General features: G+C 39.8%; 20 protein-coding genes. 7 read left to right on the forward strand and 13 right to left on the reverse strand.

Going from position 1 to position 20226, the window contains the following annotated elements:
- Nucleotides 1–10: 10 nt before the first annotated feature.
- The 5 genes from EBQ12_RS16165 to EBQ12_RS16185 all read right to left on the reverse strand — a co-directional run bounded on the left by EBQ12_RS16165 (nt 11) and on the right by EBQ12_RS16185 (nt 3974).
- On the reverse strand, nt 11–1039 hold the full coding sequence (locus EBQ12_RS16165) for a replication initiation factor domain-containing protein (protein WP_116307544.1): 1029 nt from the start codon (nt 1037–1039) through the stop codon (nt 11–13).
- On the reverse strand, nt 1020–1523 hold the full coding sequence (locus tag EBQ12_RS16170; RefSeq protein WP_116307542.1) for a peptidase: 504 nt from the start codon (nt 1521–1523) through the stop codon (nt 1020–1022). Before EBQ12_RS16170 ends, EBQ12_RS16165 begins: the two co-directional genes overlap by 20 nt.
- A gap of 298 nt (nt 1524–1821) precedes the next feature.
- Nucleotides 1822–3093 carry an FtsK/SpoIIIE domain-containing protein gene (locus EBQ12_RS16175; protein WP_241215652.1) on the reverse strand — a complete coding sequence of 424 codons (1272 nt, stop codon included), beginning with the start codon at nt 3091–3093 and terminating at the stop codon, nt 1822–1824.
- Nucleotides 3094–3227: 134 nt separating this feature from the next.
- Nucleotides 3228–3590 (reverse strand): hypothetical protein, encoded by a 363-nt coding sequence (locus EBQ12_RS16180; RefSeq protein ID WP_125590693.1) that lies wholly within the window; start codon nt 3588–3590, stop codon nt 3228–3230.
- 60 nt (nt 3591–3650) lie between these two features.
- On the reverse strand, nt 3651–3974 hold the full coding sequence (locus EBQ12_RS16185; RefSeq protein ID WP_125590695.1) for a hypothetical protein: 324 nt from the start codon (nt 3972–3974) through the stop codon (nt 3651–3653).
- A 198-nt stretch (nt 3975–4172) separates the two neighbouring features.
- On the opposite strand from EBQ12_RS16185, the gene EBQ12_RS16190 reads away from it, so the two are divergent.
- The gene (locus tag EBQ12_RS16190; RefSeq protein ID WP_116307536.1) at nt 4173–4625 is read left to right on the forward strand and encodes a hypothetical protein; all 453 of its coding nucleotides are present in this window, start codon (nt 4173–4175) and stop codon (nt 4623–4625) included.
- 169 nt (nt 4626–4794) lie between these two features.
- On the opposite strand, the gene guaA is transcribed toward EBQ12_RS16190, so the two are convergent.
- From guaA to EBQ12_RS16215, 5 genes are all read right to left on the reverse strand, one after another.
- Entirely contained in the window at nt 4795–6336 is a 1542-nt protein-coding gene (gene guaA / locus EBQ12_RS16195; RefSeq protein WP_125590697.1) for a glutamine-hydrolyzing GMP synthase, read from the reverse strand.
- 184 nt (nt 6337–6520) lie between these two features.
- A complete protein-coding gene (locus EBQ12_RS16200; protein ID WP_164511661.1) occupies nt 6521–8728 on the reverse strand; it encodes a transglutaminase TgpA family protein in 2208 nt (735 codons plus the stop codon).
- 9 nt (nt 8729–8737) lie between these two features.
- A complete protein-coding gene (locus EBQ12_RS16205) occupies nt 8738–9928 on the reverse strand; it encodes a DUF58 domain-containing protein (RefSeq protein WP_125590699.1) in 1191 nt (396 codons plus the stop codon).
- Nucleotides 9925–10887 carry an AAA family ATPase gene (locus EBQ12_RS16210; protein WP_035391483.1) on the reverse strand — a complete coding sequence of 321 codons (963 nt, stop codon included), beginning with the start codon at nt 10885–10887 and terminating at the stop codon, nt 9925–9927. Before EBQ12_RS16210 ends, EBQ12_RS16205 begins: the two co-directional genes overlap by 4 nt.
- A gap of 102 nt (nt 10888–10989) precedes the next feature.
- Complete coding sequence (locus tag EBQ12_RS16215; RefSeq protein ID WP_008344349.1) at nt 10990–11889, reverse strand: cation diffusion facilitator family transporter; 900 nt, start codon at nt 11887–11889, stop codon at nt 10990–10992.
- A 482-nt stretch (nt 11890–12371) separates the two neighbouring features.
- On the opposite strand from EBQ12_RS16215, the gene gabP reads away from it, so the two are divergent.
- From gabP to EBQ12_RS16230, 3 genes are all read left to right on the forward strand, one after another.
- Nucleotides 12372–13760, forward strand: a complete 1389-nt coding sequence (gene gabP / locus EBQ12_RS16220; RefSeq protein WP_017359846.1) for a GABA permease — start codon at nt 12372–12374, stop codon at nt 13758–13760.
- 97 nt (nt 13761–13857) lie between these two features.
- The gene (locus tag EBQ12_RS16225; RefSeq protein WP_017359847.1) at nt 13858–15387 is read left to right on the forward strand and encodes a multicopper oxidase family protein; all 1530 of its coding nucleotides are present in this window, start codon (nt 13858–13860) and stop codon (nt 15385–15387) included.
- A gap of 267 nt (nt 15388–15654) precedes the next feature.
- Nucleotides 15655–16029, forward strand: coding sequence for a carboxymuconolactone decarboxylase family protein (locus EBQ12_RS16230; RefSeq protein WP_057078383.1), 375 nt, complete (start codon nt 15655–15657; stop codon nt 16027–16029).
- Between the two features lie 214 nt (nt 16030–16243).
- Here EBQ12_RS16230 and EBQ12_RS16235 read toward each other — a convergent pair whose 3' ends face one another.
- Together EBQ12_RS16235 and EBQ12_RS16240 are read right to left on the reverse strand one after the other, a co-directional pair.
- A complete protein-coding gene (locus EBQ12_RS16235) occupies nt 16244–17293 on the reverse strand; it encodes a TolB family protein (protein ID WP_035391488.1) in 1050 nt (349 codons plus the stop codon).
- A gap of 73 nt (nt 17294–17366) precedes the next feature.
- On the reverse strand, nt 17367–17735 hold the full coding sequence (locus EBQ12_RS16240) for an RlpA-like double-psi beta-barrel domain-containing protein (protein WP_003213878.1): 369 nt from the start codon (nt 17733–17735) through the stop codon (nt 17367–17369).
- A 209-nt stretch (nt 17736–17944) separates the two neighbouring features.
- Here EBQ12_RS16240 and EBQ12_RS16245 point away from each other — a divergent pair, with 209 nt between their 5' ends.
- The 3 genes from EBQ12_RS16245 (at nt 17945) to EBQ12_RS16255 (ending at nt 19700) form a co-directional block, all read left to right on the forward strand.
- Nucleotides 17945–18619, forward strand: coding sequence for a hypothetical protein (locus EBQ12_RS16245; protein WP_125590701.1), 675 nt, complete (start codon nt 17945–17947; stop codon nt 18617–18619).
- A gap of 124 nt (nt 18620–18743) precedes the next feature.
- Nucleotides 18744–19211 carry a hypothetical protein gene (locus EBQ12_RS16250; protein WP_025206834.1) on the forward strand — a complete coding sequence of 156 codons (468 nt, stop codon included), beginning with the start codon at nt 18744–18746 and terminating at the stop codon, nt 19209–19211.
- A 138-nt stretch (nt 19212–19349) separates the two neighbouring features.
- A complete protein-coding gene (locus tag EBQ12_RS16255; RefSeq protein ID WP_008344359.1) occupies nt 19350–19700 on the forward strand; it encodes a DUF4064 domain-containing protein in 351 nt (116 codons plus the stop codon).
- Nucleotides 19701–19745: 45 nt separating this feature from the next.
- Here EBQ12_RS16255 and EBQ12_RS16260 read toward each other — a convergent pair whose 3' ends face one another.
- Nucleotides 19746–20171, reverse strand: a complete 426-nt coding sequence (locus tag EBQ12_RS16260; RefSeq protein WP_048002790.1) for a hypothetical protein — start codon at nt 20169–20171, stop codon at nt 19746–19748.
- Between the last annotated feature and the right edge of the window lie 55 nt (nt 20172–20226).

Genomic DNA, 20226 nt, shown 5'->3' on the forward strand with positions numbered 1-20226 from the left:
CCTTTCCACACTAATATTCATCTTCGCTTACAAGTTCTAAAACACGTTGCTCGATTAATGATTGATCAGACTCAGTGATTTTTTCTTTCCCTATGTGTACTAACTCTTTCAAATATTCCTCAGCATATTTTTCACCGTATACTCGCCTAAATGATTCATAGACCATACTTATTGACTTTACAGTTGAATGCTCAACCCATTTTTTCTTTTTCTTTAAAGTCAACTTTTCACGCTGTACTTTCAAAGGTATTTCTTCAATACCTTCTATAAACTTTCCCCACCATTTCATTGTAGGAAGCCTATTTTTGTTATGTAACTCACTAACATTCTTAGGTTGTCTCTTGAAACAATAATGTGCTGATAGAACACCTTTAACTATAGCGTTCAATGGTTTCCCATTTGAGATTTGAAGAGCAACTAACATTGCTTTGTTTCCTGTCAACTCAAGTTCCCATCTAACCCATTTTCCAATGTTCACAACTTCATCTGCATTATCTCGTCTTTCTTGTTTCTTATCATAAATTCGTAAAATTTGAGGAGATGATCCTACGTACAACGTAAACCCTGTTAGTTTTCCATCAAGAATCCTTCCACTATTTATTTCAACATATTTATGGCTTTTTGTACTCAACTGCCCTCGTTTCACATAATCCTGTAGCGTTTTTACAGATGGAGAAGCATTATCGAATATATCTAATGCCAAATCTATCCTTGATACCTTCCCTTGTATTCCTAAAATAAATGATACAAATTTGTACCAATGCCATCCATCAATTCTTGACATGTATTCCTCATACTGTCGACAAGCTTGTCCTGACATATCTACAAGAATGCTTCCATGATTTCCTGAAGAGTGGAGTTTTATATTCGCAAAGCTAATGCACCTATCGTATGTTGGATAAGGCGACCCCTTAATCTCTGAAGAAAATTCAGAGATAGGGATTCCTAAAATTTCATTAGCAACGATTGAAAATTCACTATTTGGAATTGAACAACGAAAGTAATCAATAAGACACTGATTACTTCGATTTAGGCTCATGTGCTTCACCAATGATATAACTATCAGCTTCAACTTTAAGCTCTGAATACTGCCATGTATCAATCATTGGTTTACCTTGCCCAACAAATGCTTTCTTTTGAACCTTTTTAGGCTTTACTTTTAGTCCCAAAAAGGAAATTGGAATGAACTCACCATCTTCATAATCATCTAAAATAGGTAGGCTATCCTGTTTTTCAACTATTACAGTAATAGGGGAGCCAATTTCAGTACCGCCATTTTGTAAGACGAGTTCGATAAATGGACGATCATATACTTTAAATGTGACAGAATACTTTCCAGTTTCAACTAACTCTCCATTTAGATTTTTTTCTTTCTCAATTCGAGTAGTAAAGCCATCTTTCTGAATCAGCATGGCTGTAGGAATCTTAAATTGTTTAATATCAAAGTGGAAATCAGCTAAATCCACATTTTCCGAGTCATTTAACGAATGTAATTTAGACGATTTTAATATTAGTTTTCCCATTTTTACAGACACCTCTTTATCATTTTTTAAATCCCCAACTCTCGGGATTTCACACAGCCCTCTAACCTATGAGCACCAAGGGTTTCGAGCATTTTCGTTGAGGGAGATTCACCAGTGTTACCCAACTGGTGCGACCCTTTTTTCGATTCATGTTGAGCAAAAATCGCTCAACTGGCCATCACTTTTTCTGAACGTTTTCGACCACTCCGTTCGGTTGGCTCTGCCACCGCCTCAAACCTTCACAAAAATTGACGGTCAATGTTGGCTGTAGCTGTTTGACAAGAAAAGCATTAAACACTTAATTTGCTCTATGAATCATTAGTTTTTCTATTTCTGCTATAAAATCAAAATCTTTGTCTATATACGGCGTTTCAAAATAAACTGGAGAAGTGTGTTTGCCATCTAGTTGTATGTAACCTCCACCTTTTTCTGTGACAGTCTTATATTCAACGTTTTTCGTATCAAATATCATATTATAGCCAATGGAATCCATAGCACCTAACCCAGCTTTAAACCCCATTTGTGCCCTTATATTTGTAGGTAGATCATCTGCCGATGGACGTTGCATAAGGATCTCGATCATTACTCCTGCTTGTCTACCTTTCATTACTAGAGTAAATACATAATCTAATGCTTCTTTAGCAATTTTCTTATCCACTGAATGCATAAAAGCTGAAAATTCATCAAATATCACAATAACGACAGGCAAATTGAAGTCTCGATACGTTTTTCCGAAAGCTGATATATCATTAAAATAATCCGTATATCTTCGATCCATCAATTCGACAGTTTCCCTAAGAATTCGACATATTTGGTTAGCATCTGTTGCAACTTTATTTTCAAATCCAGTAACAAATCTAAACAGACTCAAATCGGCTTTTTTAGGGTCTATAATTCGTAAATCAGCTTGCGGAGTTAACTTCAAATAATTAACAATCTTACCTAATATAAAGAATGACTTGCCCGATCCAGTACCTCCTACAATGAGAGAATGGGGAACCTTATGAAGCTCATAAGATATGTTGCCAGTTATTTTGATTACATCTGAATCATTTACGTTAGTTACAGTAGAATTTAAATCTATACGTTCATCTTTATGCTTTAAAAATACATATTCAGCATAATCCACTGTCTTATTGGTAGAGTCTAGCTCCAAGCCTAAAGCAGCTTCTAAATTCTCTCCAAGTTTAGTGGCTTCTTTGGTAAACCTATCACCGTCACGTAAAATCCTTACGACTACATGCTTACTTGTTTCCCTATATTGAATGCGAATTACTCTGACAATACGCTTTTCCCTAACAACTTTATCGTTTTTAATAGATTCAAAGTGGTCTTCGTCATATAATTTCAAAGTATCAATCATATAAGCTAAATTGTTTGCAATCCATGATTTAGGATTCTTAACAAATTTAAAATAGAACCTTATACTTTTATAAATGGATACCGCCCAAAAAATGATGATGATTAGATTAACGAAACCATTAAAACTGATTGAGCGATACACAACAGGAATATTAATTATTAGTGGAGGAATAGCATTAGACACCATTCCACAAAAAGCTGTCAGCACAAATATGAATACTCCAAGGAGATATTTTAATAAATTCATTTTCCTGCGCGGAAAAACAACATGATGCCATTCACTCTGCCTTCTACTAAGGATATTCTTTAGTGCCTCTAGCTTCACGGATCACTAACGCCCTTTCAAGTTCTATTTTTTATATTTACTCGATTCACTAATAATTTTACAAGGCCCACATGAATTAGCTTGCCAATTAAAACTAGAAGAATTGCAGATATTAATCCGCCCCAAAATACATGGGAAACATCAAAACTATAATTTCCAAAACCTTGACCAAAGGTATCAAACTCTATCCAGCCATACTTTACTCCTGTCCCATAAACTTCACGAAGATTAGCTACATCAGATGAAAACACATAAGTTCTACCAAAATCCGTAACACCTGACAGCCAATTCCCCAATACCAAATAAACAATCGCAAAAGGTAGAAGAATTATAGCTACTTCAAAGATGAATTTATTTATCACTTTAATTTTATTTTTCATTAAAATCTCCTTATTTCCCTAGTTAATAGAGAGTAACTAGTTAGCTACCCCCTTTTTTGATTACCTATACTCGATGAGATAGTTGTTAAAAACAATTCTCTTATGATCAACAATATCGTCTATCAATAAGGAATCTGTTAAATAATGATGATGATTTGAACAGTACTGTAAAGCACATAAGGTCTCTCTTGCATACTTACCGAAGACTTTACCTGCGTTGAATATCTCCTCTAACTTTTTTCTTGCAGTCTCTTCAAGGTCATAATGAGGAATGTTTTTTATTCCTCTAATCTTCCTTTCTTGACCATGGATCTTGCGAATCGTTCTTGCTGAATACTCTCCCTTTAGAAGCTTCTCCAATACATCTTCAAACTCCGAATTCACCCTCTCACCCCATTTTCATTAATTAAATAACAAAACACATGTGTACAAAACATATATAGTGTTAGTTGATACTATAACATTTTAATGTTATTAAATCAATTCAAAAAATTAAATATATCTTATACACACGTGTACACAATAATTATTTGTATAACAACCTTAGTGAATGTTAGAATATATAGGATAGGGGGGCTAGAAGTGGAAAGTAGACATGATAAATTTAGAAGAATAGCAGAAAATCGTCTTTCAAGAGTATTTTCAACAATGTCATTAATAGAGAATTTAGCCAATAAGCGATATTATGATTACACCATTGAAGAAGTAAATGAAATGTTTGAAGCTTATGAAGAAAAAGGAATTGAGATAAGGTCATTTTTTGAAGCTTCTGCAGAGAAAAAAGTGTTAACAAAAACTTTTACTTTTAGAACAGATAAAATTAATAATGAAAAAAACGATAAGTTTAGAGAAATAGCACAGACTCGTCTTTCCAAGGTATTTGCAGATATGAATTTAATTGCCAATCTCTCTAATAAAAGTAACTATACTTACCATGAACAAGAAATAGAGGAACTGTTTAAAGCTTATGAAGAAAAAGGTATAGCGACTAAAGGTCGTTTTGTAGTTAAAAATGAATTTAAGTTTAGTTCATAGTGTGATTTACAATTCACGAATATTATTTCCTTAACAATAAAAAAACCTCCCAAGAATTTCTTGGGGGGTTTTTTGGTGGGGAACTATTTATTTTAAGGTTGTTTTCAACCTTTATCAGTATATAAAAAGTCAATAAATAGGCTTTTACAAACCAACTTATTTATATGTCTTATTCCCACTCAATCGTAGCAGGCGGCTTACTCGTAATATCATACACCACACGGTTAATATGCTTCACTTCATTCACGATACGAGTCGAGATCTTTTCAAGTACATCCCAAGGGATTCTTGCCCAGTCACTCGTCATACCATCAATAGATGTAACAGCACGGATACCGATTGTGTAATCGTATGTTCTTGCGTCACCCATGACACCTACGCTGCGGATGTCTGGGAGGACTGTGAAGTATTGCCAGATGTCGCGCTCAAGGCCGAAGTTGGCAATTTCTTCTCGTAGAATCGCATCAGATTCACGGACGATTTCTAGTTTTTCTTCAGAAATTTCACCTAATACACGGATACCTAGTCCCGGACCTGGGAATGGCTGTCTCCAGACGATGTCATCAGGAATGCCGAGCTCTGAACCTAAGGCACGGACTTCATCCTTGAATAGCGTATTGAGTGGCTCAATCAATTCGAACTGCATGTCTTCTGGAAGACCGCCTACGTTGTGGTGAGATTTGATTGTTTGTGCCGTTGCTGTTCCGCTCTCAATAATGTCTGTGTAAAGTGTTCCTTGTGCTAAGTAGTCGATTCCTTTTAGCTTGTCCGCTTCGTCATCGAATACATAAATAAATTCGTTACCGATGATTTTACGTTTTTGCTCAGGATCAGACACACCTTTTAGCTTGTTTAAGAAACGATCTTTTGCATCTACTTTAATCACGTTCATGTTGAAACCTTCGCTAAATGTTTTCATAACCCCTTCTGCTTCGCCTTTGCGAAGAAGGCCGTGGTCAACGAAAATACATGTCAGCTGATCGCCAATTGCTTTGTGAATCAATACCGCTACAACAGATGAATCCACACCGCCGCTTAGTGCGCACAATACTTGCTTGTCGCCTACTTGTTCACGGATTTTCTGCATTTCGATTTCAATAAAGTTCTCCATTGACCATTTGCCATCGCAATCACACACGCCGAAGACAAAGTTTTTCAATAGGTCATTTCCATACTCAGAGTGACGAACCTCTGGGTGGAACTGAACGCCATAGAAATTCTTCTCAGCTAAGCTCATGGCTGAGTTTGGACAATGTGCACTTGTTGCATCGACTGTAAAGCCATCTGGTACTTCAACAACGAGGTCACCATGGCTCATCCAAACGACTTGATCCGTTGGAAGGTCTTTGAATAAAGCTGGTGTTCCGTTAATATGGATGTCTGCTTTTCCATATTCACGCTGGCTAGCCGCTTCTACTTTCCCACCTAAATAGTGAGTCATCAGCTGCATGCCGTAGCAAATGCCTAGAACCGGAATGCCTAGATCAAAAATCTTTTCATCACAGCGGAAAGATCCTTCATCATAAACACTGTTTGGTCCACCAGAAAGGATGATTCCTTTAGGGGCCATTTCTTTAATTTCTTCAGCAGTTAAAGTGTGCGGATGAAGCTCACTGTACACACCAAATTCACGAATACGGCGAGTGATCAGCTGATTGTACTGACTACCGAAATCGAGAACCAAAATCATTTCATTTACTAAATTTGTCATGGTGTCACCTCTATGTCCAATATAGTTTTTATAAACGCACAGAAAAAATGAGAGGAGAAAACCTCTCTCAGTGTAAATCACGCTTTTGAAGCGCCCAGACTCACATCCGAACGCTTCAATTTCATGTATTTTAGAAGGTTTTAATATTCACCTATTCTAACAACAGGAAGGTATGTGGTCAAGACTATCTCCTGTTTATTAAATTTTCCCATAACTTCACCGACTGCCGCCAAAGCGCCGACGCATCTTCTCGCCTGTAGAGCGCCCGCTCATAGAACTGCGTTAGTTCAGACATGTGATGATTCCCTTCCTTGTCATCGATCAAAGAAGCAAATTCTCTTAGCGTCATGCCTGGCTTTTTCTCGATCCCTCTGCGCCTTAGCTGTTTTAATAGAGCAGCATACGCGTAGAAAAAAGCTTCCTCATCTGGCAGACGTTTTACCTTTCTCACAATAAAGATTGGCAGCCACCTTGCTCTGAACCGGTAAAGCATCCAGCCTATGAAGCCAAGAAGGACAAGCACACCTGCTGCGTAACCCAAGATTGAACCAACATGAACCATACTTGGCTTTGCTTTAGCAGCTTGTTCCTCTTGTTTTGCCGCCTGTTCTGGTTCTTGTTGCTGCGGCTGCTGTGTCTGCTCGTTTTCTTGTTGATCAGATGCGGGCTGATCTTTTTCATCCTCTTGATCATCTGCTTGGTCGTTGTTAGCCGTGGTTTCATTCGTAAATGTCTCTGGGTTCGTGAACCCTTTTGTCGGTTCAAAAGTCACCCAACCACGGTTTGGAAAATACACCTCTACCCATGAATGGGCATTGTTATTGGTCACTTCATACACATTGTTTCCATCCATCTGTGTTTCATATAATTGACCTGACGTGTACCCTTTCACCCATCTCGCCGGAATTCCAATCGAGCGAAGCATGACAATCATCGAGGTTGAAAAGTTATCACAATAGCCAATCATTGTGTCAAATAAGAACTGATCCACATAGTCTTCGTTACGCCCAGGCACAGCGACATTTTGGGTTTCATATGAAAACTTCGCAGATCCTAAATAATCCTCGATCGCTTTTGCTTTATCATACATATTATCCTTCGTTTCCGTTAAGCTGTTCGCCAATGTTTTCACACGCTCTGGCAGCGAGGATGGGAGCTGCAAGTATTCACGTCCGACCTGCTGATTCACTTGCTTCTTGGTTGGCACTTTGATTCGCTGTAAGTCCTCTAGGATAAATGTAGGTGATAAGAAGCTGACTCGATAGTTCCCTAAATTTTTGGGCGGGTTTTGAGTAGACGGGACAATTTTCTCCGTTTTGCCCATCATTTGCAGTGGAATGTTTTCCATTGGCGTCAGCATAACCGTACCAATCGGATAAACAGCATGATTAAATCGATAATTTGATTCCATATCGACTCTCGTTTCATGCTCCTCTGTTTTCACGCGATTGGTAAACCACCGATTCGGCACTTCATTCCCTTTTAACCGAGTAGGTTTCGTATCATTTGAAGCATCCTCCCAGCCTTTCCCCGTGTAAATACTTTTTGTTTCTACACGAAAATAAGACGGCTCTTTTCCGCTCCATTTAAATACCGGTGTACGATCCTCACTAAACGGTCCCCCAAGCGACGAATCATCCGCACTATATCCCACCTTATTCTGCCCGGCGGAACCATCTTGATTCGTGACCGCTTTAAAAAACGGAACAGGGTCAGGCCATTTTGGATCAGATTTTGGCAAAGAAGCACCGAGTGATGCTGATACAAGGACAAGCGCCAGCATGGGTAAGAACCAATTGAGACGCGCTTTCTGTGACACCCGCACACCTTCAGCCGAACGAAGCCTGTCGAAATAGAGCAGGCCAAGCAAACAAAAGCCAAATACCATAATTCGAACGATCGCAAAAGTCGCATCATAAGGCGTAAACGTATCAAGAATCGTGACATATACAATCGTCATCAGTAAAAAGAAAAAGATACGCTGCTGATACACAACCCAATAATGAAGTAAATAAACAAGTAGCCAAAGCAAAATATAAAACAACAATGTGCGGAAAGACGGATACATGTCACTCCACATGCCCATGCTCATCAAAGAAATATTATCTTGAATATCAGCAAACAGCGCAGGCAGATAACTTGGCTCTGATTGATAAAAAATCAAATATAATGCGAGCAAGATCAATCCAGCACAAATAGGAAACGTCACATACCACTTCAATCGAAAGAACGTAAACAAACACGTAAGCCCTATAAAAATGATGAAATAAGACGTATGACTCGTCTCTGTAAAATCTTGAAGCGGACGAAGCCACTCCCAAAGCAGCAGAAATGCGACAGCATAATAGATGAACAACTCAAAACGACTTTGCCGCTGATGCATATGCAGCATAAATGTTTGTCACCTCACAGTTCTTTCGTGCAGCCGGTCCTCAAATAAAAGGGTCGTGTGTATCCCAGAAGCTTTAAGCCGGTCCACAAGCTGTTTTTCTTTTGCCGTCAATCGATCAACGGCTCTCTTCACTAAAAGAACGGTGATGTTCTTTCTGTTTCGATTCCCAAGTAAAATGGCAGCAAGCTCTTCTTGCAGATGACCTGTCACCACATACTTTCCTGTCTGCTGGTGCTCACTCGCTGTTAATGATTGATAATCAGGTGCACGAGAAGGCTGATACTGCACCTTCGTTAAATAGTAGAGCATGTCCTGTAAATGCCACTCTCCTTGATCCACTCGAAATAAGTGCTGATCCCCAAGCGGGACAAGGCCTACCGGCACCCCTTTTTTCACAGCCGTTTGCAAAACCGATGCGGCCATAGACACAATCGTTTCAAAAGCGGCTTCATCTGTAAAATCAGCAAACACCACCAGATCCTTTGTCTGATTCTGTTCAAACTCCTTCGTCATAAGCTGACCTCTTCTAGCTGTTGTCTTCCAGTCCACCCAAGCGAAACGGTCTCCTTGCTGGTATTCACGCACACCTGTCGTCACATTTGTCGGTTCATTTAACCAAGAGTGCACCGCTTTGCCTCCATTTTCATTCACCGATGCAGCAGATTCAACCGGAATATCCAACATTTTCGGATACACAAGCAATTTTTTCTCTAGTGGAAGAATCACTTCTTTTTCAACAAACCCAAACATATCACCCGTTTTGATTCTAATCGCCGTCAATTGATGCTCTCCCCGCATGATGTCATTGAATTGATACGAAAATCGCCACGTTTTCCGAAACCATGGAAAGATCATTCGCTTCATTTCAATCTGTTCCTGTAAATGGAAGGTATCCGGCGGTTCATCCTCAAGTATGACGTACACGTACGGAAATAGATTCGTCCGCTTGATTTCAAGGTCCACAGACAGCACTTCCCCTGCCTTTAACCGGGTATGCTGTAATGTCCTTTTGGCTGTTGCACGAAGTGGAACAAGGGCAAACAGCAAAGCATACAAAGCATATGGTGAAAATGCATAAAAAAGGAACCAGCTCACAAAGCCGCCCTGAAACATGGCATAGCAAAAGGCTGCTGCCGTGAGGAGAAAGAGCATAAACACCCGTAACCATAGTGAAAAAGCGAAACGGTCACGTGACTTCATTGAGTCATCGACTTTTGAACTGGTACGCCAATATGCTCAATCATCTGTCGCAACAGTGTCTCCGCCTTCTTCCCTTCATATGTTGCTTCTGATGTCAAAATCATGCGATGCGGCAATGTGTAAGGCGCCAAATACTGTACATCATCAGGAATCACATAATCCCGCCTGTTCAACAGCGCATACGCCTGAGCCGCTTTCATCAATGAAATTGAACCCCTTGGGCTCACGCCTAAATAGACAGACGAATGATTTCGCGTCGCTTGGGCGATTTCGACAATATATTCTTTAATCGACGCATCCACATGTACGGTCTGAACCGCTTGCTGCAAAGCATGGATATGATCTTTTGTCATGACTGCCTGAAGCGTGTCAATTGGCGATTGTTTCTCCTGCAAATTCAGCACCTCAAGCTCCTCCAACATGGTTGGATACCCCATCTGCAGCTTAAATAAGAAGCGGTCCATTTGCGCTTCTGGAAGTGGATAGGTTCCCTCATACTCCACTGGATTTTGCGTTGCCATCACAAAGAAAGGATCTGCCAGCGGCATCGTTTCTCCGTCCACTGTCACACTGCCTTCTTCCATCGCTTCAAGAAGGGCTGATTGTGTTTTAGGAGAGGTTCGGTTGATTTCATCAGCCAAAATAATCTGCCCCATAATCGGTCCTTGTCTAAATTCAAACTCGTTTGTCTTTTTATTATAAATCGACACACCTGTTACATCTGAAGGCAAAAGGTCAGGCGTAAATTGGATTCGCTTAAACTCACACCCAATGGATTTTGCCAGAGCACGAACCATCATGGTCTTCCCAACGCCAGGCACATCCTCTAATAGCACATGCCCCTTCGCCAAAATCGCAACAAGGCTTAATATCGCAATATCTTTTTTCCCCACCATCACTTTATTGATGTTATCTACGATTTTTTGTAAATCTGAATGCATCGGTTCATCAAATGCCATCCTGATCCTCCTATCACGTTTCCGTCAATTTTCATATAGTCTAACTTTACCATACAACGCGCATTTGCATGAAACATCAACACGTAGAAAAAAGAAGCCTTCTCACGATGGAAAAGACTTCTGCTCCTCTTTAGGTTCACTTGCTGGTTCCATATGAACATGAGAGTGTAGAATATCATGTTCCTGCTTCATTCTGCGTTCAATTTCATCTGCAATATCATGGCTTTCTGCGATGTTTAAATGCGGTTCTACTTCAACGACCACATCCACATGGACGGTGCTTCCAAGATAACGAGCTTTAATGTCTTTCAAATCGCCCACTCCTGGTGTCGCTTCAATCGTCTCTTTATATTTAGACATATCTTTTATATGAAAACCGTCCGTTAACGAATGAGACGCATCTCTGAAAATCTCCCACGCCGTTTTACAGATAATTAAGCCAATCACAAACGCAGCAAGCGTATCAACCCACGCCAGCTGAAATTGAGAGGCGATAATTCCGACAAACGTCCCGATACTCACATAAGCATCTGATTTATTATCAGCCGCTGCCGCATATAGCGCCTGGCTATTAATTCGTTTAGACAGTTTACGGTTATACATATACACGCCATACATCACAACCGCACTTCCTGCTGCCGTCCAAGCTGCAATCATATCAGGCGTTTGATGCTCTGATGAGAAAAGCGACTGGCCTGCACTCAGCAAAACCTGAAGCCCGACAAGCATCATAATAAAGGAAGCCACAAGTGACGCAATATTTTCAGCTCTAAAATGACCGTATGGATGATCCTCATCAGGTGGCTTCTGAGAAATACGCAACCCAATTAATACGGCAAGCGAAGCAATGATATCTGTCGTATTATTCAAGCCATCTGCGGAAAGGGCTTCTGAATGAAACACATACCCAATGATCAGTTTGACAGCAGATAAGATCACATAGGCTATAATGCTGACCCAAGCACCTGTTTCACCTTGTCTTAATTCGTTGTAGCGCTCCATACCGAACAGCGCCTCCTCACACATTACTTTTCTATATTTATCTTACAAAGCCAAGCCCGTGTGGGTCTACAGCAACATGATTCGCTTGAATCAGCAAAATAGGATACATAGAAATGTGTTGACCTAAGCAAACTTATTTTTATAAGGTCAATTGACCTCAAGACCTACTCCCATCAACGTTTTTCAAAACCACCCCGAAAAATGAAAAAGAACAAAATCACTCTACTATAAAATTGTCAGAATAGTTTTATTTCAAAACACAACTTTTCTTTCTTACTTCTTATGCTATTTTTAAGAATGGGCAGAGGAAAATGAGGGAACATAATCTCTCAAATCCTTTATACTTTTTAACATCATGTTAAGAGGTTTGAAATGTCAGTTTGATAACCTGTCCAATGCTGAATGACAATTCAGTATGATAAAATTTAAAATATTCTAAAAACAAACTCTCGAATAAAAGAGAAATGTTTGGAGGTAAAGAAATGTCCAACATGACAAACGGTCTTCAAAAAAACCTTAAGACAAGACATATTTCAATGATCTCCATTGCCGGGGTCATTGGGGCAGGGCTATTTGTTGGTAGTGGTGCTGTCATTCATTCTGCAGGGCCTGGATCGATTCTTTCCTATTCATTTGCCGGACTTCTGGTCATCTTTATTATGAGAATGCTTGGAGAAATGGCATGTGCCTATCCGACAAGCGGCTCTTTCTCACAATATGCGAGCGACGCCATCGGCCCGTGGGCCGGGTTTACAATCGGCTGGCTTTACTGGTTCTTCTGGGTCATCGTCATCGCCATTGAAGCCATTGCCGGTGCTGCCATTATTCAATATTGGTATGGAGATGCACCTGTTTGGCTCACAAGTCTTATCCTCACAATCCTCTTAACTTTGACAAATATCTTTTCTGTTAAATCTTTTGGCGAATTTGAATATTGGTTTTCATTGATTAAAGTCGTCAGCATTATTCTCTTCCTACTCATTGGTTTTGCATTTATCTTTGGTTTTGGCGGTCATCATACTGCAGGTCTTGCTAATTTAACGGGGAATGGCGGTTTCCTTCCAAACGGATTCGGCTCTGTGCTCCTCGGGATTGTCGTTGTCATCTTTTCCTTCATGGGAACCGAGATTGTGGCAATTGCCGCAGGTGAATCAGCAGACCCTGTCAAATCTGTGACAACAGCTACTCGTTCAGTTGTATGGCGTATTATTGTGTTCTACGTCGGGTCGATCGCCGTCGTTGTCACGTTACTCCCATGGAATTCAGCGAATATTTTAACAAGCCCGTTCGTTGCAGTATTAGAATACATCGGTGTCCCATCAGCCGCTCAAGTCATGAACGTCATTGTTTTAACAGCCGTTCTTTCTTGTTTAAACTCCGGCCTATACACAACGTCCAGAATGCTTTATTCATTAGCTGAAAGAGGCGAAGCACCAAAACGTTTTATGAAAATCAGCAAACGCGGTGTCCCTGTAGCAGCGACAGTCGCAGGTACCTTCTTTTCCTATATTGCCGTCATGATGAACTATTTTTACCCTGAAACCATCTTTCTATTTCTAGTCAATGCCTCTGGTGCCATTGCACTTCTTGTCTACTTGGTCATTGCCGTTTCACAATTAAGAATGCGTCGTAAAATCGAAAAAGAAAATCCAGAACAACTCAAAATCAAAATGTGGCTGTTCCCATACCTTACGTACTTTACCATTTTGGTCATCTGCGCCATCTTGGCCTCTATGCTGTTTATCGAATCAATGAGACCTCAGCTCATACTGACAAGCATCATTACCATCAGTGTACTAGCCGCCTACTTCATCTTTAAACCGAACAAAAAAGTGCCTGCAAGTGCAGCGCTTGAAAATAAACACCCTTAATTCTCCCGCTGAAAAGCGGTTTTTTTTATTTTATTCACCTATTTGGATGTCCACACTTATAATGTATCAAATTGATTTTAAGTGAGGATTAGTCAACATGAACCTAGAAAAGTTTGTTGACGAGCTGCCAATTCCAGAAGTCGCAGAGCCCGTCAAAAAAAATCCAAGACAAACGTATTATGAAATCGCTATGGAGGAGGTGTTCCTCAAAGTTCATAGAGATCTGCCCCCAACCAAGCTATGGACCTATAATGGCAGTTTGCCGGGTCCAACCATTAAAGCGAATCGAAATGAAAAGGTCAAAGTGAAATGGATGAACAAATTGCCGCTGAAACACTTCCTGCCTGTCGATCATACCATTCACGCTGGACATCATGATGAACCCGAAGTCAAAACAGTCGTTCACTTGCATGGGGGCGTGACACCTGCAAGCAGTGACGGTTATCCGGAGGCTTGGTTTTCGCGAGACTTTGAAGCGACCGGCCCCTTCTTTGAACGAGAGGTTTACGAATACCCTAATCACCAGCAAGCATGCACATTGTGGTATCACGATCATGCCATGGCATTAACACGATTAAATGTATACGCCGGATTAGCTGGCTTTTATTTGATCTCAGATGCGTTTGAAAAATCACTCGAATTACCGAAAGATGAATATGATATCCCTTTAATGATCATGGATCGGACATTCCAGGAGGATGGCGCACTGTTTTACCCAAGTAGACCAAATAACACACCAGAAGATAGTGACCTTCCAGATCCCTCTATCGTGCCATTTTTTTGCGGGGAAACGATTTTAGTCAATGGAAAAGTATGGCCATATTTAGAAGTAGAGCCGCGAAAATATCGTTTTCGTATCTTAAACGCCTCCAATACAAGAACTTACGAGCTTCATCTAGATAACGACGCCACAATCTTACAAATTGGATCTGATGGCGGCTTTTTGCCAAGACCTGTTCATCACCAATCTTTTAGCATTGCACCTGCTGAACGTTTTGATGTCATCATCGACTTCTCAGCTTATGAAAACAAAACGATTGTTTTAAAAAATACGGCAGGCTGCGGTCAGGATGTCAATCCAGAAACAGATGCGAACATTATGCAATTTAAAGTCACTCGTCCGCTCAAAGGAAGAGCAGCTAAAACATTACGTCCGATCTTCAAACCACTGCCACCGCTCCGGCCGAGCCGAGCTGATAACGAGCGAACGCTGACCCTTACTGGCACACAAGATAAATATGGGCGCCCGATTTTATTACTAGATAACCAGTTTTGGAATGATCCTGTCACAGAAAATCCTCGACTTGGCAGTGTAGAGGTGTGGAACATCGTCAATCCAACAAGAGGTACACACCCTATTCATTTACATCTTGTTCAATTTCGAGTGATTGATAGAAGACCATTCGATACAGACATCTATCAATCAACAGGTGAAATCGTGTACACAGGACCAAATGAGGCGCCTCCTTTGCATGAACAAGGCTACAAGGATACAATTCAGGCGCATGCCGGTGAAGTCATTCGCATCATCGCTCGGTTTGTCCCATATAGCGGACGATATGTGTGGCATTGTCACATTTTAGAACACGAGGATTATGACATGATGCGGCCGATGGATATCATTTAGTAAATATGAAACCTCCTCTCTGTTAATTGCGTAATATGAAAAGGGCTAACAGCTTCTATATATTAGCCCTCTATTTTCTTTTCAATCTCCATGAGAAAAAACGAACAATGTATCGCATGAATGGCATTTTTTTGAACATTCCACACTTAAAAAGTTGACGAAGTAAACCGATAATACTACTATATACCCATTACCTCTATCAAAAGGCACTTAAGAAACCAAGCACGAACAAATAGAAAATCGTCATAAAAAACGGAGGAGTTCAATTTGAATGAAGAAAAAGAGACTTGCCAGTTCAAGCAAGAAACAGTGGCAGGTAACAGGGAGAAGCTTTCAATTCATGAAAACGAGAGCATTCGATCAAACATTGAACAACTAACAATTGAACTCGGTGAACAAAAAGAATTCAATCACTTCATATTAGATGAAAAACAGAAGGCCATCAGCACATTATCGGCTCTCATTGCAAAAGGTGATTGTGATGAAGAGTTAAAAGCTCATTTTGTACAAGCATTACATATCGGGCTCTCTGTTATAGAGATTATGGAGATCATTAAACACTGTACAAAGGTTGCAGGATTCCCTCATTCCATTAATGCCTTGTTTATTTTTCAAAACTTACTAGATGAAAACAATAAATAAGAGAAAACGAGAAGTCTTCTGTCCTCTCGTTTTTTTATTTCCACTTACTTTACTCTCTTACGCTGATTCTGTCACAGTAGCAAAATATCAAAATACCACTCATTTCCTTGCTTAAAAAGTGATGTTGATTTCACAAATCCGCATTTTTCACCAACACATCCCATGACAAAATAAAAAAACGTCCAGTTATATGAAATAACTGAACGCGCACCTTTTACCGATTGACAGTGAAATTGTTAACAATCCCGCCTTCTTTCTCCCAAGCGGTTTCTACTGTTTTCTTCTTAATATCATATTCAAAAATGGTTCTGACCTTCGCCTTTCGTCCTGTGTCATCCTTTAATTCCTTTGCGTTCTTTGCAACACCTAAGAAATAAACAGATGTACCATCCGCAGAAAATTGCGGCTGGGCAGCACTTAAAATACGTACATCCTGACTGTTTTTAACAAGTGTCTTCGTTTTTCCTGTATCTACATCCATCACCTTAATAGATGATACTTCTTTTTCATTTCGAACCTTCACTTCTGTATAAATGAGTTTTTTATGATCTGGTGAAAAAGAAATATCATTGATGGTTTGAGAAATACGTGCAATTCGCTTTCCCTTCTCACCTGTTTGTAGGGTAATCTTCATGGTCGTTGGTTCAGGATCCATTCCTTTTTCATTTGCCTCATCCGTCTTTTTATAATCCTCTTTTAACGAATAATGCTGAATGACCAACAGATTTGATGCTGGATCATAAGCAAAAGAACTCACCGTATCATCATCACTTTTTTCTGGATATAACACTTTCACTTTCTGTGTTTTCAAATCAAAAGACGCTACATAAAATTGCTCACCTGAATCCTTGTTATACCTTAAATATAACTGTTTTCCGTCACCAGAAAGTCTCATACTGTCGATTGAATCGTCACTCGTAAAGAGCGTTTTTTCTTTATCCGTTTTCACATTCAATTCCCGTATACTTACTTTTTGTGTGTCTTCATCTGTATACGTGTAGTATAAAAGCTGTTTTGCCTGATCATAAGCAATTGAAGGATATGCTGTCAGTTTCTCTGTATGAAGCGCCTTGTCATGCAAGTAATAAGTATTGTTTAACTTTTGATCCGTAAATGAAACAAGCAATTCGTCTTTTGCATCTTGATTTGTTTTCACTTTTCCTGCATGTTTTGCCTCTTGCCCCGGCTTCATCATGAAGAAGATGACGGCCGCAATTGCTGCGACTCCAATCACTGTGACGATCCACCATGTTGATTTTTTCATTGATTTTCAGACCCTCTCCACAAGAAAAGAAGCCAGAAAATGAACTTTTCCCGCTTCTTTGCATGCCTATGTATTAATAAGTGTAATGCCCTTTGACGACACCTTTACTTGTTTTATACCCAAGTGCTTTGAATGCTTTCGGACTTACGTCTAATACTGCGTTTGGCATTCTACCTACATCATATTTATATACTGTAATCACTTTATGTGGTTTCGCTTTTGTTGTCACTCTTAGTTTTGTACCTTTTTTCGGTACGTCAAATCCCATTTTCGTTGCTGCATCCCAATGACCGAGTTTTTTTCCATCTGCGCCTTTTTTACCGACACCATTATACCATGTAATATTGCCGCTTACTTTTTTTGCACTTGCTCCATGTGAGAAACTAAACGCTAAAAATAAACTAGCTACTGTTACGATTGTCGCGATAAGCTTTTTATTCATTAAAAAATCCTCCGTATTTGGTTTCTGACCCTATTATACATGAAGATGCACCCAGTTATTTTACAGTCACATTACAATTCGAATACAAGTTGACCACTTAATGACCGATTTTGTTCATAAATTTCACCAAAAACAGCCAGAACATCGTAAGTAGACCTCCCCTTTCGTTTTATATAATAGAAATGAATCAAAGATAAGGAGGAATTTCCATGAAAAAGTGGTTCATCGTTTTGAGTGTAAGTTTGACCTTCGTTTTGATGCTTTCAAGTATTCCCGCCTCTGCGGCTGGTCCTCGTCACGGCGCCATCGTGACACAAACGGATGAAGCCAAATGGTCAGGTATCTCGGCTGATATTGTGCTGCCAAAAACAGCCACTATTAAAAATGGCTATGCTGACTGGTATCTTGGTCTCGGTTCTGCCGTTGTTGAAAGCGGGATTTCAAAAACATCTTCTGGCTATAAGGTATTCCTGGGCACCGGCTCCCAAGGCGGCAGTCAATATTGGAACAGCGAATACGATTCAAGTATTAAAGATGGTGCACGTGTCAACTTAAAGCTCATCAACAATGGTGATGGCACAGTGTCACTATACGTCAACGGAAAACTGCGTTATAAGCAGCCTGTTTTCAATCCTAGTCGTCTGAAAGACTTCGATGTCGTCAAAATGGTACATGGCGTACAAGATAATGGAACAAACAGCTACTCGCAAGCAAGTTTCTCTAATGTACAGCTTCGCGCAAATACATCTGGAAGTGTCTATAAAAAATGGGACGGCACCGTCAAATCATCTCTTTTACGCAAAAATCTAGAATCTGGTGCTCCGGCTCCAAAATTCACGGTCATTTCGTCTATCCCACTTAGTACAACCCTTTCAGCACAATAAAACACGAGCACCCAACTTTGGGTGCTTTTGATTGTTCACAGCTTATCAACACTTCTCTTTTAATCAAAACATCAATTCGTGGTAACATAAGCATACATACTTTGAAGAACAAAGGAGAAAGAACGTGAGAAAAAGTCTACTTGTTTTCATGAGTCTTGTTGCAATCTTCTCTATCCTAGCAGCTTGCTCAAATACGGCAAAAGAAGAAAAAACAGAATCTACGGCACTTCCAACGATTAATGAACGCATTCAAAATGAAACGAAAGAGGTCATGGAGCAGTCTAAGCTCGTAAAAGACACAGCGATCACCGTTGATCAAAAGAAAAAAGTCATTTCCTTAAACGTGACGGCTTCATCTGAGACCAATAGTGATTACGCTGAAGTCATTGGTTTGAACTTTGCCAAAACACTAGCTATTGGTGCATCCACTGAAAAGGAAAACAACCTGCATAAACCGGAAAATGACAGCCTCGGCGCCCTCTACTCCTTTTATGACCTAAACATTACCGTGAAACAGGAAAACGGAAAAGTACTGGCAAAAGGAAAGAAAACAACAACTGAAACAAAGATTACCTGGGAGAGAGCCCAGTAATTGGACAAGAAAATCCTTTATGGATTTTCTTGTTTTTTTTAACAAAACTATTAACATTGTGAAAAGAATGCCGATGAGTAAGATTGTGTTGGTTCTTAAGTACCAATAATTCTTATTTACATATCGGAGGAAAGTATTATGAAAAGAACAACGGAATTTGTTTTAGGCTTAATTGGAGGTATTTTTGGGTTTTTTGGTGCAATGTTTGCCATTGCCTTTGGAGGACTCGATGCCGCATTTAGTGAATCAGGTACGAGTCAAATCACAGGATTAGGCTGGGCAGCAATGCTTTTCTCTATTCTTGCGATTGTGGCATCTGTTATCGTGAAGAAAAAAGCAAAGCTTGGCGGGATTTTATTATTAGTATCTGCTGTTGGTGGTATTATTTCTATTTCTATGTTCTTTATCCTTCCAGCTGTATTAATCCTCATCGCAGGATGCATGGGTGTGTTTAGAAAAGAGCCTGTCAAAACAGTTCCAGCTGAATAAAGTTGATATAAAAAAGCTTGTAGAGGGTCGCTCTACAAGCTTTTTTCATTGTATATTTTCATTTAAATCTTCTCTTATGATATCAATCAGTGTGTCAATATCCGAGTGAGTTCTAGATGCTAATCGTACCAGCAAATGATCGATATACTCATACAAATGACGATCTTTCAACATATACTTCCCATAATACGGAATGACAAAGAAATAGAGCAAATCAGCTACTTCTAGTGCAACGTCATCACCAACTTCATTCTTTAGCGCCTCCCCAACACATTGGATCAGCCAATTCAAATCTTCTTTCTTTTCAATCGAAACGTACATCAGCTGATGAATACGGTCCGTATCTCCCGTTTGTAAAATCTGCTCCGCTGCTCCCTTTGATAGAGCACCAATCTCTTTAGAAGATATATTAAGAACCGCGAATTCATTCTCTGATCTGTCTTGATCCATTTGCAGCACGTTTTGGTCCATCTCGACTCACTCCCCGTTCTCAGATACTTTTATTATAAGGAATTCATCTGATTTT

This window comes from Bacillus sp. 2B09 (genome assembly GCF_003946835.1).
GTDB lineage: Bacteria > Bacillota > Bacilli > Bacillales > Bacillaceae > Bacillus > Bacillus altitudinis.